Source organism: Bradyrhizobium sp. Kon37 (assembly GCF_055807535.1).
On sequence record NZ_JBVVOY010000001.1, the window covers coordinates 826,982 to 843,492 of the forward strand.

14 protein-coding genes and 1 tRNA gene are annotated in these 16,511 nt (G+C 64.5%); 6 read left to right on the forward strand and 9 right to left on the reverse strand.

Going from position 1 to position 16,511, the window contains the following annotated elements:
• Nucleotides 1-7 precede the first annotated feature (7 nt).
• Nucleotides 8-685: an LON peptidase substrate-binding domain-containing protein gene (locus AC0L3J_RS03930; RefSeq protein WP_027514858.1), complete on the reverse strand. Its 678-nt coding sequence runs from the start codon at nt 683-685 to the stop codon at nt 8-10.
• 31 nt (nt 686-716) lie between these two features.
• On the reverse strand, nt 717-1,640 hold the full coding sequence (gene trxA / locus AC0L3J_RS03935) for a thioredoxin (protein ID WP_473346018.1): 924 nt from the start codon (nt 1,638-1,640) through the stop codon (nt 717-719).
• A gap of 275 nt (nt 1,641-1,915) precedes the next feature.
• On the opposite strand from trxA, the gene AC0L3J_RS03940 reads away from it, so the two are divergent.
• The 4 genes from AC0L3J_RS03940 to AC0L3J_RS03955 all read left to right on the forward strand — a co-directional run bounded on the left by AC0L3J_RS03940 (nt 1,916) and on the right by AC0L3J_RS03955 (nt 5,487).
• Nucleotides 1,916-1,990: transfer RNA gene (locus AC0L3J_RS03940), tRNA-Gly, on the forward strand.
• A gap of 76 nt (nt 1,991-2,066) precedes the next feature.
• Entirely contained in the window at nt 2,067-3,053 is a 987-nt protein-coding gene (locus tag AC0L3J_RS03945) for an NAD-dependent epimerase/dehydratase family protein (protein WP_473346019.1), read from the forward strand.
• Nucleotides 3,054-3,429: 376 nt separating this feature from the next.
• The gene (locus tag AC0L3J_RS03950) at nt 3,430-4,710 is read left to right on the forward strand and encodes a PQQ-dependent sugar dehydrogenase (protein ID WP_473346020.1); all 1,281 of its coding nucleotides are present in this window, start codon (nt 3,430-3,432) and stop codon (nt 4,708-4,710) included.
• 183 nt (nt 4,711-4,893) lie between these two features.
• Nucleotides 4,894-5,487, forward strand: coding sequence for a c-type cytochrome (locus tag AC0L3J_RS03955; RefSeq protein ID WP_473346021.1), 594 nt, complete (start codon nt 4,894-4,896; stop codon nt 5,485-5,487).
• 11 nt (nt 5,488-5,498) lie between these two features.
• Here the strand turns inward: AC0L3J_RS03955 and panE are convergent, their stop codons facing one another.
• The 4 genes from panE to AC0L3J_RS03975 all read right to left on the reverse strand — a co-directional run bounded on the left by panE (nt 5,499) and on the right by AC0L3J_RS03975 (nt 9,347).
• Nucleotides 5,499-6,422 carry a 2-dehydropantoate 2-reductase gene (gene panE / locus AC0L3J_RS03960; RefSeq protein ID WP_473346022.1) on the reverse strand — a complete coding sequence of 308 codons (924 nt, stop codon included), beginning with the start codon at nt 6,420-6,422 and terminating at the stop codon, nt 5,499-5,501.
• 187 nt (nt 6,423-6,609) lie between these two features.
• Entirely contained in the window at nt 6,610-7,224 is a 615-nt protein-coding gene (locus AC0L3J_RS03965) for a 2-hydroxychromene-2-carboxylate isomerase (RefSeq protein WP_473346023.1), read from the reverse strand.
• 88 nt (nt 7,225-7,312) lie between these two features.
• Nucleotides 7,313-8,662 (reverse strand): MATE family efflux transporter, encoded by a 1,350-nt coding sequence (locus tag AC0L3J_RS03970; RefSeq protein WP_473346024.1) that lies wholly within the window; start codon nt 8,660-8,662, stop codon nt 7,313-7,315.
• Between the two features lie 88 nt (nt 8,663-8,750).
• Nucleotides 8,751-9,347 (reverse strand): DUF2239 family protein, encoded by a 597-nt coding sequence (locus tag AC0L3J_RS03975; RefSeq protein ID WP_473346025.1) that lies wholly within the window; start codon nt 9,345-9,347, stop codon nt 8,751-8,753.
• A 150-nt stretch (nt 9,348-9,497) separates the two neighbouring features.
• Here AC0L3J_RS03975 and AC0L3J_RS03980 point away from each other — a divergent pair, with 150 nt between their 5' ends.
• Nucleotides 9,498-10,163, forward strand: a complete 666-nt coding sequence (locus tag AC0L3J_RS03980; RefSeq protein WP_473346026.1) for a glutathione S-transferase family protein — start codon at nt 9,498-9,500, stop codon at nt 10,161-10,163.
• A gap of 10 nt (nt 10,164-10,173) precedes the next feature.
• Here the strand turns inward: AC0L3J_RS03980 and AC0L3J_RS03985 are convergent, their stop codons facing one another.
• Together AC0L3J_RS03985 and ggt are read right to left on the reverse strand one after the other, a co-directional pair.
• Nucleotides 10,174-11,469 (reverse strand): MFS transporter, encoded by a 1,296-nt coding sequence (locus AC0L3J_RS03985; protein WP_473346027.1) that lies wholly within the window; start codon nt 11,467-11,469, stop codon nt 10,174-10,176.
• 112 nt (nt 11,470-11,581) lie between these two features.
• Nucleotides 11,582-13,333, reverse strand: a complete 1,752-nt coding sequence (gene ggt, locus AC0L3J_RS03990) for a gamma-glutamyltransferase (protein WP_473346028.1) — start codon at nt 13,331-13,333, stop codon at nt 11,582-11,584.
• Nucleotides 13,334-13,432: 99 nt separating this feature from the next.
• Here ggt and AC0L3J_RS03995 point away from each other — a divergent pair, with 99 nt between their 5' ends.
• The gene (locus AC0L3J_RS03995; protein WP_473346029.1) at nt 13,433-14,818 is read left to right on the forward strand and encodes an MFS transporter; all 1,386 of its coding nucleotides are present in this window, start codon (nt 13,433-13,435) and stop codon (nt 14,816-14,818) included.
• Between the two features lie 100 nt (nt 14,819-14,918).
• Here AC0L3J_RS03995 and purH read toward each other — a convergent pair whose 3' ends face one another.
• Nucleotides 14,919-16,511: a bifunctional phosphoribosylaminoimidazolecarboxamide formyltransferase/IMP cyclohydrolase gene (gene purH, locus AC0L3J_RS04000; RefSeq protein WP_473346030.1), complete on the reverse strand. Its 1,593-nt coding sequence runs from the start codon at nt 16,509-16,511 to the stop codon at nt 14,919-14,921.

Here is a 16,511-nt window from a genome sequence, read left to right on the forward strand (position 1 = left end):
GCACCTGTCACTGCAGCGGCGGATCGCCGCTGGTGCGCTTCTTCGCGAGATCCATCTCGGTGACCGCGATCAAAATTTCGGCGCGGGTTTTCAGGTCGGGCGCTTCCAGCATCGCTTGCTTCTCGGCCACGCCGTAGGGCGACATCATCGCCAGCGCGTTGACGAGCGCTTCGTTGGGGGCGGTCTCGACGCCCTCCCAGTCGACCTTGAGGTTATTGGCCTTCAAAAAATCCGCCAGCACCGTCAGCAGCGCCTCGCGATCGACTTCGTCCTCGCCCATGCGCGGCGTGAAGTCGTCGACGAAGGCGAAAAAATCCACCTTGCACTGGCGGTAGGCGGTGAGCACTTCGAGCTCCTCGAGCACTTTGAAGCGCGAGACACCGGTGAGCTCGAGGATGTAGCGGCCGTCGCCGGATTCGGCGAGCTGGGTGATGCGGCCGACACAGCCGACGCTGAACAGCGAGGGCTTGTCGGAGTTCTTGGCCGAATGCGCGATGTCGGGCTGGATCATGCCGATCAGACGATGGCCGTCGCGGAAGGCATCGTCGATCATCGCGAGGTAGCGCGGCTCGAAGATGTTGAGCGGCATCTGCCCGCGCGGCAGCAGCAGCGCGCCCGGCAACGGAAACACCGGAAGGATCTCCGGAAGGTCGGCGGGCCCGCGATATTCGATGTTGATCGGCATCTGCCCGGTCCCCTGGCCTTGCCAGCGCGCGTCAGGAAAACAGGATGATCGACAAGCGCTTGCGTCCCTCGACGGTTGCATCGTCCGTGCCGCCCCAGGCCTCGAAGAACTGCACCAGCTGCTTGCGGGCGCCGTCGTCGTTCCATTTGCGGTCGCGCTTGATGATCGCGAGCAGCTGCTCGGTGGCCGCTGCCCGGTTGCCTTGGGCGTTGAGCGCGATCGCGAGGTCGAATCGGGCCTGATGATCGAGCGGGTTTGCGGCGACTTTCTGTTCCAGCTCGGCGACGGGCCCGAGCTGCTCAGCCTGCTCGGCGAGATCGATCGCGGTCTGCACGGCTTTCACGGCCGGGTCGTTGCGCTTGGATTCCGGGACCATGGCGAGCGTCTGCTTGGCCTGCTCCATCGCACCGGAGACGGCGTAGCATTTCGCCAGCCCGGCAAGGGCTGCGATGTTGGTCGATTCGAGCTGCAGCACTTCCGCGTAGATCTGGGCGGCGGCGGGGGCATCGCCCTCGGCGAGCACGGCCTCGGCCTCCTGGAGGATTTCCGCGATATTCGGCTCACCCGGCGCGGTCACGCCCTTGGTCAGCTTCTCGATGAAGGCGTTGAGCTGGCTCTCCGGGACCGCACCCATGAAGCCATCGGCCGGCTGGCCGTTGACGAAGGCGATCACCGCCGGAATCGACTGGATGCCCATCTGGCCCGGGATCGCCGGGTGCTGGTCGATGTTCATCTTGACCAGCTTGACCTTGCCCTTGGCGGCCTTGACCGCTTTTTCCAGCAAGGGCGTGAGCTGCTTGCAGGGGCCGCACCACTCCGCCCAGAAGTCGATCAGCACCGGCTGGCGCTTCGATTCCTCGATGACGTCCTTCACGAAGGTCTGGGTGGTCGTGTCCTTGATCAGATCGGCGGCAGCCGGGCCCGCTGCTCCGTTACCCTGGTCGATGATCGTCACGGCATCCCCTCGTCTGATGTCTGGAATTGGCGGGTCTTTAGCACGTCGCCAATTCATATGCTTCGCTGTTGGCCCTAAATTGGGCCGGGACGGCCGAATTTCAATCCATGCGGGCCGATTCGCCGGTTCCGGGGCGTTTTTGGGTCATTTGGCCGCGTTCGCGTCGATATCGGGCCTCCGATTGCAAATCTATGCCGCCGGTAGCTGTTGCATTCCCCTCCCGCTTTTGGCATACGACAGCCGTTGCCGGCGCAGTCATGCGACCGACACAGGATGCGGGTGTAGCTCAGTGGTAGAGCACGACCTTGCCAAGGTCGGGGTCGAGGGTTCGAGCCCCTTCGCCCGCTCCAATTTTCTCCCAAAGCATCCAGCTGGACCGGACGGGCACGTGTCTTCCACGCGGCTGGCGGCTGTATTGGGTCGCGAATGACAATTCTGGTCACAGGCAGCGCGGGCCATCTCGGTGAAGCCCTTCTCCGCACGCTCCGCGGGCGCGGGTCGCCTGCGCGTGGGATCGACCTGAAGCCATCGCCCTTCACCGATGCCGTCGGCTCGATCGTCGATCCAAATTTCGTGCGGGGCCAGATGGACGGTGTCACCGCGGTGATCCACACCGCGACGCTGCACAAGCCGCATGTGGCGACCCACAGCAAGCAATCCTTCATCGACACCAACGTCACCGGCACGCTCAACCTGCTTGAAGCAGCCATGGCCGCCGGCGTGCGCAGTTTTGTCTTCACCAGCACCACCAGCGCGTTCGGCTCGCAACTCCGCTCCGAGGCGGGACAGGCCGCGGTGTGGGTCACCGAGGATCTGCCGCCGATTCCGAAGAACGTCTACGGCACGACCAAGCTGATGGCCGAAACTCTCTGCGAGCTGTTCCATCGCGAGCGCGGCCTGCCTGTCGTGGTCTTGAGGACCTCGCGCTTCTTTCCGGAAGACGATGACGATCCGGCGATGCGGTCGGCTTACGCGCCGGAGAATGCGCAGGCCAACGAGCTGCTCTATCGCCGGCTGGATATCGCGGACGCGGTGAGCGCCCATCTGCTCGCCGCCGAGCGCGCGCCGGACATCCGGTTTGCCCGCTACATCGTGTCGGCCACGAGCCCGTTCGAGCAGCGCCATCTCGCGGCGCTGGCACGTGACGCGGCCGGCGTCGTGCGCGAGCTCTATCCGGATTGTGCGGAGCTCTATGCGGCGCGCGGCTGGCGGCTATTCCCCGCGATCGACCGCGTCTATGTCAATGAGCGTGCGCGGCGCGAACTGGGCTGGCAGCCCGAATTCGACTTCGCGCATGTCCTGAAATGTCTTCGCGATGAGCGCGATTTTCGCAGCACGCTGGCGCGCGCTGTCGGCTCGAAAGGCTATCATGAGTCGATTTTCGACGACGGTCCCTACCCCGTCGCCCCGTAGTCGCCACCTTTGCTAATTCGCTCGACACGTCAGATGTCTACCCGGCGTCACCGGCAGCAAGATGGCCAGAGCATTTCTACTGTGCATGGGGTTGTTTTCGCGTTTTTTTGTTCCGGACCTCCCGCTGCCTGCAAATTAGCCGCGCGTGATCTTGATTCCGCGCTGCAGCGAGAGCGTTGTCGTCGCGGCATTCGCCATCATTGACTTTCCGTCTCAATTTTTACTGAGCGCTATCGCAGCGCACGCGGCGCGCTTCTCACGGCTCGCAGATGTGCTAACCTTCCGCGCCTGTCCTCTCGACAGTCCGAACTTCGCCTCTCGATAGCAAAATAAAATAAATGTGCAGCCCTGATGGCTGCCTTAGGGGAGTGACGCGATGAAATTCCATCGATCCGTCTTTCAATCCGTTCTGGCGCTTGCAGCGGTTGCCCTTCTCGCGGGGACAAGCGCCGGTCACGCGCAGCAGCAGGACAAGAACAAGCCGCTGAAGAAATACGAATCCGGCACCAAGGAGTTCTGGACCCATCCGCCGGACGACTGGTTCCTCGGCGACGAGACCGAGGCGCAGAAGGGCCTGGCACCGCCGTCGGGGCCGCCGACCGGCGCGTCCGATTCCGAGCTCGCCAATATCGTCAAGAAGGTCAAGCTGCCGGCGGGCTTCAAGATGGAGGTCTACGCGTCCGGTGTGCTGGCGGCGCGGCAGATGGCCTGGGGTGACAAGGGCACCCTGTTCGTCGGCTCGTTCGGCCTCGGCAATGTCTACGCCATCAAGGACAACAACGGAAAGAAAGAGGTCAAGACCATCCTCAAGGGGCTCAACATGCCCACCGGTCTGGCCGTCAAGGACGGTGCGCTCTACGTCATCGCGGTCGACAAGCTGATCCGCTACGACGACGTCGAAAACAAGCTCGACAATCTCGGCGAGGGCAAGGTGGTCTACGACGACATGCCGTCCTATGCCGCGCATGGCTGGAAGTACATCGCGGTCGACAAGGAAGGCTGGTTCTACATTCCGTTCGGACCGCCCTTCAACATCGGCGTGCCCCCGACCAGCGTCTCGCAGATACGCCGCGTCGATCCCAAGACCGGCAATGCGGAAATCTATGCGCTCGGCGTTCGCAACTCGGTCGGCGGCGACGTCGATCCGCGCACCGGCAAGTTCTGGTTCACCGAGAACGCCCGCGACTGGATCAGCGACGATCTGCCCTCGGACAAGCTGAACATGATCAGCAAGATCGGGGAGCACTTCGGCTATCCCTACTGCCACCAGGGTGACCTGCCGGATACCAAGTTCGCGATGGGCCACAAATGCTCCGAGTTCACGCCGCCCGTGCTGAACCTTGGCGCTCACGTCGCTCCGCTCGGCATGAAGTTCTATACCGGCGATCAATTCCCGGCCGAGTACAAGAACAACATCCTGATCGCCGAGCACGGCTCCTGGAATCGTCACAAGTACCAGGGCGGCCGCATCATGCGCGTGATCGTCGGTCCCGACGGCAAGAACGCCAAGCAGGAGGTGTTCGCCTCCGGCTGGATCGAGGGCGACCAGGGCTATCTCGGCCGTCCCGACGACATCATCCTCGCCAAGGACGGCTCGATGCTCGTCGCCGACGATTGGGCCGGCGCGATCTACCGTATCAGCTACAGCAAGAAGTAGCCTAGGACGACACGAGGCTGCGGTGCCGAGGGGCGCCGCAGCCTTTCTCATTTCAATTTCGCACGCTGTCGTTCCTGCTTACGTAGAAGTCCGGAACCCATAGTGACGAACGGGGGTTATCGAACTCCGGGCACGCGCTTCGCCGCCCCGGAATGAGCGTTCGACAGATCGGAAATTCCAATCATGCGCCGGCAGTTCATCTCGCACGCAATCAGCGCGGTTGCGCTTCTCGCGCTCGGTTCTCTCCCCACAAGCGCCGCGGACAATGCCGCGATCAAGGAGAAGGCCGCCGTCTGCGCCGGCTGTCACGGCGAGAACGGCATCTCGCAGACCGAGAATATCCCTTCGCTCGCCGGCCAGCCCGATCAATTCCTGCAATGGCAGCTCGTGTTTTTCCGCGCCGGCTCGCGCAAGAACGACCAGATGCAGCCTATCGCCGAGGAAATCACCAACGAGGACGTCCGCAATCTCGGCGCCTATTTCGCTGCGCTGACGCCGCCGACGGCGGCGGAAGACAAGGATCCGGACCTGTCGAAAAAAGGCGCGCAAGTGGCCGTCGGCCGCCGCTGTGCCTCATGCCATACGGATAATTTTGCCGGTACCAAGGCGGTCGCGCGGCTCGCGGGCCAGCGCGAGGAATACCTGGTCAAGGCGCTGCACGACTACAAGAGCAGCCAGCGTGTCGGCGGTGGAGGCGCTGCGATGGCCGATGTCGCCTATCACATGAGTGATGAGGAAATCACCGCCGTCTCGCACTATCTCGCATATTTCAAATAGCGGAAGCTGCGTCAGCTAGCCCGCTGCTTCTCATACGCCTTCAAATGCGTGTAGGCGATGCGCAGCTTCGGGACCGGCACCTTGGCGGCGTCGGCGCGGGCGATGAGGTCGCCGATGACGTGATCGGCTTCGACCGGCAGACCCGCCTTGACGTCGCGGAACATCGAGGCCGTCATCGGTGAACCCTCGGTGGTGAGGTTGCCCTTCACGCGCTCGAAGAACGGCCCGCCCGGCGTGTAGCCTGAGGCGGCGGCGATCGCGCTGGTCTCGTCCAGCATGCCGAGCAGGAAATCCCTGCCGCCGGGCGCGGCGAGGATGTTGCCGACAGAGGTGCGCATCAGGCTGGTGGACGCCGCCAGCGAGGACAGGAACACCCACTTCTCCCACATGTCCTGCATGATGTTCTGGCTGGCGGTGGCCCCATTGATGCCGCTCTTGAAGGCCTCGTCGATCGCCTTGACCCGATCAGACAGCTTGCCATCGCGCTCGCCGTAATTGATCGACTGCATCGGCTGGAGCTGCACCACCTCGCGCTTCTCGTTGAGCGTTGCGGCGATGGCGCAGAGGCCACCGAGCACGCGCTCCTTGCCGAACTTGTCGTCGAGGATGTCGAGATGCTTCATGCCGTTGAGCATCGGGATTATCGCCGTGTCGGGCCCGACTGCTGCCGCGAACGACTTGATGGCGTCGTCGAGGTCGAAGGCCTTACAGCTGAGCAGCACGACGTCGAACTTGTCCTTGAGCGCGTCGGCCTGGACGGTCGGCGGATTTTTCAGCGTGACGTTGCCGTTCGGGCTCTTGATGACGAGGCCGGCGCTCGCGAGCTCGCTGGCGCGCCGTGGCCGGACCAGGAAGGTGACGTCGCGACCGGCCTGCAACAGCCTGCCACCAAAATAGCCGCCGATGGCGCCAGCGCCGACCACGAGGATACGCATGGGATCGTCCTTGTTGTTCGTTCTTTTTCGTCGTCCTGGCGAAAGCCAGGACCCATTACCCCGACTGCCTCTTGTCGGACAAGTCGGAGCCCCAGCCTATCGCCAAACGCGATTTGATGGTTATGGCTCCTGGCTTTCGCCAGGACGACGTCCGAGATGATGGCTCGATCCGTCCATCATACGAAAATCACTTCCCCGATACCATCTCCTCGACCTCGCGCAACTGCTCCTTGCCGAAGAACATCTCGTTACCGACGAAGAAGGTCGGCGAGCCGAACGCGCCGCGCGCAACGGCCTCCTCGGTGTTCTTGATCAGTCTGCCCTTCACCTCGGGTTCCCCGGCGCGGGTGAACAGCTTTTGCGCGTCGAGGCCGGAGGACGCCAGCGCCTTCGCCGCGATTTCCGGATCGTCCATCTTCTTCGGCTCGCGCCACATGTGATGGAAGGCAGCCTCGACGTATGTCTCGAACACGCCTTCGAGCTGCGCCGCGATCGCCGCGCGCATCAGGTTCAGCGTGTTGACCGGGAAGAACGGATTCCAGACATAGGGCTGCACCTTGAAGCGCCTGACGAAGCGTTCGGTCTCGACCGCCTGGAATTCCCGCTTGTTCTTGACGCCGGCAAGCGTCTCGGCCGGCGACTTGTTGTTGGTCGACTTGAAGATGCCGCCGAGCAGGATCGGCACGTACTCGAACTTGACGCCGATGCGCTGCTCGATCGCGGGAATCGCGAGATGACTGAGATAGGCATTCGGACTGCCGAAATCGAACAGGAATTGCGGGGCTGTGCGGGTCAAAATCATCCTCCCTGACGTCGCTTTTTCGCATTGTGGCGCAGCGCGCGCCGCGGGTCCACCTTTTAATGACGGTCATAATCTCTTGATGATGTCGTCAGGTCAGACGCCGGATCGTTCGCTTGCGCCATACCAGAAGGTAATAGCCCATCTGCAAAAGGAACATGGAGCAGAACACGATCGGATAGGCGGCCCACACACCCTCAAGGCCGATCGTGCGGCTCAGGATCACCGCGGACGGCAGTTCGATTGCTCCAATGGCGAAGATCGCGAGCAGCATTGGCGTCAGTGCCACGCCGGCGGCGCGCATTGCGCCGGAAAACACCGTCGCCAGGCCGAACGGCACCGAGCTCCACAGTGCGATGTTGATCAAGCCCTTCGCCAGATCGAGCACGGCGTCATCAGTGATGAAGATACCGAGCACGGCGCGCGGCGCGAGATAGATCAGCGCCACCAGCCCGCCCGTCAGGACGATGTTGAACGCAAGTCCGGTGCGCACGATGCCCTCGAGCCCCGTTCTGTCGCCGCGGCCAACCGCCTGCGCGCCGAGGATCGAGACCGCGATTGAAATCGACATCGCCGTGAACTGCGTGTAGCCCATCACCTGGTTGACCGCGCCATAGGCTGCGGTTGCGCTCGAGCCGAAGCCGTTGACGAGGCCGAGCAGCACCAGCTCGGCGATCGCCATCACCACCATGCCGATTGCGCTCGGCAGTCCAATGCCGAGAATTTGCCCCAGTACCACACGATTGAGCTGCAGATGACGCAGCAGTGCAGCGTCCGGTGCCAATGCATGTTTTCTCCGCAGCAGATAGGCGGCCAGCGCGACCAGCGTCAGCGCGTTGGCGATCGCCGCCGCCCAGGCCGGGCTGGTGATGCCGGCCGCCGGAAATCCGAACGACCCGCGGATCAGCATCGGCGTCAGGATCAAGCCGATCGCGGTCGACAAGGCCAGCGCCAGCAGCGGCGTCAGCGCGTCGCCGACGCCGCGGATCATCGCCGTCATCAGCAGGAAGACGAAGCCGAGGGGCATGGTGAGCAGCATGATGCGGGCATAGGCGCTGGCCTGGTCGAGAATGTCCGCGGGCGTTGCGAGCATCATCATCAATTGCCGGCTAAAGATGCCGCCGGTCAGTGCAATTGGAATCGAGAGCAGCAGGCCGATCGCGAGCGTCGTGCCCACAATGAGCTTGATCCGGCCCTGCTCGCCAGCACCATAGGCCTGGCCGATCAGCACCGTGGAGCCGGTGCTCAGGCCCATGACGAAGGCGAACAGGAAGAACATCACCGGAAAGAAAACCGAGACCGATGCGAGCGCGTCGATCCCGATCATCTGGCCGAGATAGACGTTGCTGACGGTGCCGAACAACGATTGCAGCGCGTTGCTCAGCATCAACGGTGCGAGGAAGCGCAGAAAAGTCTTCCAGAGCGGCTTGGCGGCGGACATGGATCGGCCTTTCATCAGGGCGTGCGAAACCGTCGCCACGCGAAGCGCGCGCGGCCCGGCCGTCGATAGGTTGTGAGAAGGCGCGCGCCTAAGCGCGGTCGCTGTAGGCGAGCTTGACGATGTGGTCGCGGATGTCGGCGGGCCAGTCTGCGATCAGTCCGGTGAAACGCCGCCGGTCATCCGCAAACAACGCGCGCGAAGCTTCCTCGAACTGCGGCAGATTGCCGGCCATGGTCGACATGAAGTGATAGGCCGCATCGCGCGCCTGCCGCTCGCGGTCCTTGTCGCCGCTGGCGCGCCGCGCCTCTTCGACAAGTTTCCGCAGCGCGACCGAGGCGCCGCCTGGCTGCGCGCTGAGCCACTCCCAGTGCCGCGGCAGCAGCGTCACCTCGCGCGCGACCACGCCGAGCTTCGGCCGGCCGCGGCCGCGCGGCTCGCTCGGCGATGCGGTCTCCTCAACCGGGGGCGGCACAAGCTTCGCCAGCCGCGCCAGCACCTCGCGGTCTCCGCCGCGCAGATCGAAGTCGATCGACCGGCCTGTAGCGTCCTCGAAGATGACGATGGGTTCGTCCGGCCGCTCCGCCATCCGCTTGATGACCAGCGCGACCTCTCCGGCAGGCCCGGAGACCAGGCGGCGATGCCCTTGGAAAGCGGTGAAAGTCTTCTGCATTGGAATCATTGCCATATTGGTCACGGTGGCGACTTTAATACCCGGGTGAATTACAAAGGTCAATATACCCGGATGAAAATATCCGACCGGACGGCTCGACATTGCGTTCCCGGGCTGGCACGAACGCGCGGCCGATCGACCATGCCTAGCCCCGGGGACCACGCGATGCTGACCGTTCATCACCTCAACAATTCCCGCTCGCAGCGCGTGCTGTGGCTGCTCGAGGAGTTGGGCGTGCCCTACGAGATCGTGCGCTATCAGCGCCAGCCGGACATGCGCGCGCCGAAGGAGCTCCGCGCCATCCATCCGCTCGGCAAGTCGCCCGTCATCACCGACAACGGCAACGCCATCGCCGAGTCAGGCGCGATCATCGAATATCTCATCGCCACCTACGGCAACGGCCGGCTGGTCCCGCCGCCGAACACGCCGGAACGGCTGCGCTTCACCTATTGGCTGCACTATGCGGAGGGCTCGGCGATGCAGCCGCTGCTGCTCAAGCTGCTGTTCACGCTGATGCCGAAGCGTGCCCCGGCGTTGCTGCGCCCGCTGGTGCGCAAGGTTTCGAACCAGGCGCTCACCGCGCTGGTCAATCCGCAGCTCAAGCAGCACATGGATTATTGGGAAGGCGAGCTTGCGAAGAGCGAGTGGTTCGCCGGCAACGAGTTCACCGCCGCCGACATCCAGATGAGCTTTCCGCTCGAAGCAGCCCAGGCGCGCGGCGGGCTCGAGCTCGGCCATCCCAAGGCGATGGCGTTCCTGGAGCGCATTCACGCGCGGCCGGCGTACAGCCGCGCCCTCGAAAAGGGCGGGCCGTATCAGGTCGGACGGTAGCTAGCCTGCATCAGTCCGCGTGCAGCACGCGCCCGCGCGTCTCCGGCAGCGCGAAGGCGGCGATGAAGAACAGCGCGTAAGCCGCCACCGCGAACATCGCGATCGCATTCGCAAGCGACGTCGTCGCCGACAGCGCTCCGACCAGGAACGGAAACAGCGCGCCGATGCCGCGGCCGAAATTGTAGCAGAACCCTTGGCCGGAGCCGCGCAGTCGCGTTGGATAAAGCTCGGTCAGGAACGCGCCGACGCCGGAGAAATAGCCCGAGGCGAAAAAGCCGAGCGGGAAGCCGAGCACCCACAGGATTTCGTTGGTGAGCGGCAGCTGTGTGTAAAGCAGCACAACCGCGATCGCGCCGATCGAGAAGGTCAGAAAGAGATTGCGCCGTCCGATCCGGTCGGCGAGCCAGGCGCCGGTGAGATAGCCGATGAAGGAGCCGATGATCAGCGTCGAGAGATAGCCGGTCGAGCCGACGATCGACAGATGCCGCTCCTTGGTCAAAAACTGCGGCACCCAGAAGGTGACGGCGTAGTAGCCGCCCTGGCAGCCCGTCGCCATCAGCGATGCCAGGATCGTGGTCTTCAGGATCCGGCCTGAAAAGATTTCCCAGAGCGCCGGGCGATTGCCGCTCGCGGCCTGCTTGGCGCGGGCCTCAGCCGCGATCTCCGGCTCGGTCACGGAGCGGCGGATGTAGAACACCAGCAGCGCCGGCAGCGCGCCGATCACGAACATCCAGCGCCACGCTGTCTCCGCGGGCAACGCCGAGAACAGGATCGCCTGCGACAGCACCGCGAGGCCCCAGCCGACCGCCCAGCCCGACTGCACCGAGCCGACCGCACGCCCGCGATATTGCGGCCGGATCGCTTCACCCATCAGCACGGCGCCCGCCGCCCACTCTCCGCCGAAGCCGAGGCCCAGCACCGCGCGTGCGATCAGGAGCTGTTCGAAATTCTGCACGACCGCGCAGACCAGTGAGAAGAACGAGAACCAGATGATGGTGATCTGGAGCGTTCTGACCCGGCCGATATGGTCCGAGAGATAGCCGCCGAGCCAGCCGCCGATCGCGGAAGCCAGCAGCGTCACGGTGCCGGCGAGTCCGGCCGATCCCGCATCGACTTTCCACAGCGCGATGATGGTGCCGATCACCAGCGGATAGATCATGAAGTCCATGCCGTCGAGCGCCCAACCCGCGGCGCAGGCCCAGAACGTCCGCCGCTCCGGCGCGTTCATGTCGCGATAGAAGGCAAGAAGGCTGGTGTCCTCGATCTCGGCGCGCTCGATGCGCTGGTTCGGATCAACTGTGGTCATGTGCGTTTCCCGACAGTGTTTTCTTTGGCAGTTTCTTCTGGCCTCGCGGTGGTAGCACGCGCGGTGGCGCGCGCAAGCCGGCCGCCGGCCTTCGCGCCATGCAAGGACAGAGTTACTGCCCCGCTGCTTCCGCACCCCGGCTACGCGGATCGGGCGCCCCAAGCGGACCGTTGGCGGTCACCGCGATCGAATTCGCCGATGTCTGCCCCATCGGCGCGACGATGAGATGATCCATCGCCTTCAGCTCGAGCAGCACATGATCGGGGAAGCCGCCCTCGACCCGGACCTCGTCGGGCAACCATTGGTGATGCAGCCGCGGTGCGGCCACGGCAGCCGCGACGTCCATCTTGTAATCGAGGACGTTGACGATCACCTGGAGCACGGTCGAGATGATCCGGCTGCCGCCGGGCGAGCCCGTCACCAGCACCGGCTTGCCGTCCTTCAGGACGATGGTCGGCGACATCGAGGACAGCGGCCGCTTGCCAGGCCCGGGCAAATTGGCCTCGAAGCCGACAAGGCCATAGGCATTGGAAGCGCCGACCGCCGCTGTGAAATCGTCAAGCTCGTTGTTGAGCAGCACGCCGGTGCCGTCGGCGACGAGGCCGAGGCCGTAGCTGAAGTTCAGCGTATAGGTGTTGCTCACCGCGTTGCCGCTGCCGTCGACGACGGAAAAATGCGTGGTGTTGCTGCCCTCATGCGGTGAGGTCGCGGTGGAAACGAGCTGTTTCGACGGCGTGGCGCGATCGGCAGAGATGGTTGCCCGCAGCTTCGCGGCGTAGTCTTTGGCGGTGAGCGTCCCGATCGGCGCGTTGACGAAGGCGGGATCGCCGAGATAGCGCGCCCGGTCCGCATAAGCGCGCTTCATGGCCTCGATCAGCAGATGCAGCGAGGCCGGCGATCCCTGCTTCAGCTCGGCGAGCTGAAAACCTTCGAGGATATTGAGCGTCTCCACCAGCACCACGCCGCCCGATGACGGCAGCGGCATCGACACGATGTCATAGCCGCGATAGGTGCCGCGCACCGGCGCGCGGATGACCGCCTGATAGGATTTCAGATCGGCCGGCGTCATGATGCCGCCCGCGTCAGTCACGGCCTTGGCGAGTTTTTCCGCGACCGGCCCCTCATAGAAACCGCGCGGGCCCTGTGCGGCGACAGCCGACAACGTTTCGGCGAGATCGCTCTGCACCAGCCTGTCGCCTTCGCCGAGCGGCGTGCCATCGGGCCGCGAGAAGATCCTGGCCGAGGAGGGCCAACGCACCAGCCGCTTGTGCCAGCCCGGCAGCGTGTCGGCGATGTCGTCGCCGACGAGGAAGCCATCATGGGCGAGCGCGATCGCGGGCTCGAGCAGTTGCGCCAGCGTGAACCGGCCCGAGCCATATTTTTCCAGCGCCAGCGCAAGTCCCGCGACAGTGCCGGGGACGCCGACGCCGAGCGCGGAATCCCGCGACTTCGCCGCGTCGGGCTTGCCGTCGGCGCCGAGGAAAATCTGCGGCGTGGTCGCAGCCGGCGCGGTCTCGCGATAGTCGATCGTGATGTCTTCGTTGCGCTCCGTGGAATGAATCACCATGAAGCCGCCACCGCCGATATTGCCGGCGCGCGGATAGGTCACGGCCATCGCAAAGCCGGTCGCGACCGCGGCGTCAACGGCATTGCCGCCGCGCCGCAGGATGTCGGCGCCGACCTGCGCGGAGATTTTCTCCTGCGCCACCACCATGCCGTGCTCGGCGGGAACGGCATGCACCGTGTCGAGCGCGGGCGGCACATAGGCCCGCCGCGCATCCTGCGCGGTCGCGGCCGGAAGTCCGACCGCCAGAGTGGCAAGGAAGGCGAAAAATGTCCGCCGTGTCGAGAAAGACGACATCATCAAACTTCCGCAATGGCCATGGGCAGTTCACATGCAGCGCTGCAATGCTATACGGTTTGCCCTGACAGAGGCAAAACTGTTCGTGATGAGGATTGTGCAGTGACGACGATCGCCCCGGATGCGCGCATCGCCGGCGCGCAGCGGACCTATCCGCCGCGCAGCGCCGTCGTCAGCTGGATCTTCTTCGACTGGGCCGCGCAGCCTTATTTCACCCTGATCACGACCTTCGTGTTCGCGCCCTATTTCGCCACCGGCATTGCGCCGAATCCCGCGACCGGGCAATCGCTGTGGGGCTTTGCGATGGCTGCCGCGGGCCTCGCGATCGCGCTGATGTCGCCGGTGCTGGGGGCTATCGCCGATGCTTCGGGCCGCAGGAAGCCATGGATCGCCGGATTCGGCGCAGTGCTGGTGCTGGCATCCTGCACGCTGTGGATCGGCAAGCCCGGCGATCCCTCGATCATTCCGCCGCTGCTCACCGCGGTCGCGCTCGCCAGCGTCGGCGCGGAATTCGCCACTCTCTTCAACAATGCGATGATGCCGACGCTGGTGCCGCCGGAGCGCATCGGGCGGCTCTCCGGCACCGGCTGGGCAACGGGCTATGTCGGCGGCATCGTCAGCTTGATCATCGTGCTCGGCCTGCTCGCCGCGAATCCCGAGACCGGCCGCACGTTGCTCGGTCTCACGCCTCTGTTCGGGCTCGATCCGGTCAGCCATCAGGGCGATCGCGCCGCCGGACCGTTGACCGGACTTTGGTTCATCATTTTCGTGACGCCGATGTTCCTGTTCACGCCGGACTATCCGGCGAAGCGTCCGGTGCGCGAGGCGCTGCGCGAAGGCCTGTCGGAGCTGAAGCAATCTATCAAGGGGCTGCCGCAGCAGAAATCGCTCGCGGCATTTCTGCTCGCCAACATGATCTATACCGACGGTCTGGTGTCGCTGTTTGCCTTCGGCGGCATCTATGCTGCCGGTACGTTCGGCTGGCACACGATCCAGATCGGCACGTTTGGCATCATGCTCGCGATCGCCGGCGCGTTTGGCGCGTGGTTTGGCGGCAAGCTGGACGATCGCTTCGGGCCGAAGCGCGTGATCGCCGGCAGCATGCTCATCCTGCTGCTGGCGCTGGCGGCGATCCTGCTGGTCGACAAGGATTCGATCTTCTTCATCAAGGTCGCGCCGCCCGCGCCCGGCGGGGCAATGTTCGCCGCTGCGTCAGAGCGCGCTTATCTGGTGCTGGGTTGCCTGATCGGTGCAGCCGGCGGTCCGCTGCAAGCCGCCTCACGTACGCTCCTGATCCGTCTCGCACCGAAGGACCGCATCGCGCAGTATTTCGGTCTGTTCGCACTGACGGGGAAAGTGACGTCCTTCATCGGCCCGCTGCTGATCGGCGTGATCACCGCGGTGACGGCAAGCCAGAAGGCCGGTATGGCCGTGCTGGTGGTCTTCTTCGTCGCGGGGCTGGCGTTGTTGATGCGGGTGCGGGAGTAATTTCGTAGCCCGGATGGAGCGAAGCGCAATCCGGGAAAGTCTCTCCGAGAGGCGAGAACCCGGATTTCGCTTCCGCTCCATCCGGGCTACCGCCAATCAATCAATGCCTGAAGTGCCGCGTGCCCGTGAACACCATGGCGATGCCGTGCTCGTCGGCGGCCTTGATGACCTCGTCGTCGCGCATGGAGCCGCCGGGCTGCACCACGGCGGTGGCGCCGGCCTCGATGCAGGCGAGCATGCCGTCGGCAAACGGGAAGAACGCATCCGACGCCACCACCGAGCCCTTGGTGAGCGGTTCGGCGAGCTTCAGCTCGGCGGCCGCATCCTGAGCCTTGCGTGCCGCAATCCGCGCTGAATCGACCCGGCTCATCTGGCCGGCGCCGATGCCGACGGTGGCGAGATCCTTGGCGTAGATGATGGTGTTGGACTTGACGTGTTTTGCAACACGGAAAGCAAACTTCAGGTCGCGCATCTCCGCGTCCGTCGGCGCACGCTTGGTCACGACCTTGAACGTCATGTCGTCGACCACGGCGTTGTCGCGGCTCTGCACGAGGAGACCGCCCGCCACCGTCTTGGCGGTGAGGCCGGGCGCGCGCGGATCGGGCAGGCTGCCGGCGAGCAGAAGCCGAAGGTTCTTCCGCGCGCCGATGATGGCGATCGCTTCCTCGCTTGCGTCGGGCGCGATGATCACCTCGGTGAAGATCTTCGTGATCTCGCGCGCGGTGTCGGCATCGAGTGCGCGGTTCATCGCGATGATGCCGCCGAACGCCGAGGTGGAATCGCAGGCCAGCGCCTTGCGGTAGGCGCTGACGAGGTCGGAGCCCTCCGCGACGCCGCAGGGATTGGCATGCTTGACGATGACGCAGGCCGCGGTGCGCTTGGCGTCGAACTCGCCGATGCATTCATAGGCGGCATCGGTGTCGTTGATGTTGTTGTAGGAGAGCTCCTTGCCCTGGAGCTGCCGCGCGGTCGAGACGCCCGGCCGCTTGTCGGGGGTCGCATAGAACGCCGCGGTCTGGTGCGGATTCTCGCCATAGCGCAGCGACTGGAGCAGCCGGCCGCCGAAGGCGCGGAAATCGGGCGCGTCGATCTCGAGCTGGCGGTTGAACCAGTTCGAGATCGCGGCGTCATAGGCGGCAGTGCGCGCGTAAGCCTTGGCGGCAAGGCGCCGACGCAACTTCAGCGTGGTCGCACCTTTGTTGGCGGCGAGCTCGTCGAGCACGGCCTGATAGTCGTGCGCCTCGACCACGACGGCGACGTCGTCATGGTTCTTCGCGGCGGCGCGGATCATCGCGGGGCCGCCGATATCGATGTTCTCGATGCAATCCTCGAAGCCCGCGCCTTTGTCGACGGTCGCCTCGAACGGATAGAGATTGACGACGAGCAGATCGATCGGCGCGATGCCATGCGCCGTCATCGCGTCCGCATGGTCCTTGTTGTCGCGGATCGCGAGCAGGCCGCCATGCACCTTCGGATGCAGCGTCTTGACGCGGCCATCCATCATTTCCGGGAAGCCGGTCAGTTCGGAGACGTCCTTCACCTCGAGGCCGGCCGCGGCGATCGCCTTCGCGGTGCCGCCGGTCGAGACCAGCTCGACATCGTGCGCGGCAAGTGCCTTCGCGAATTCGATCAGGCCGGTCTTGTCGGAAACGGAGAGAAGGGCGCGAGTGACGCGGCGGGGATGGTCAGTCAT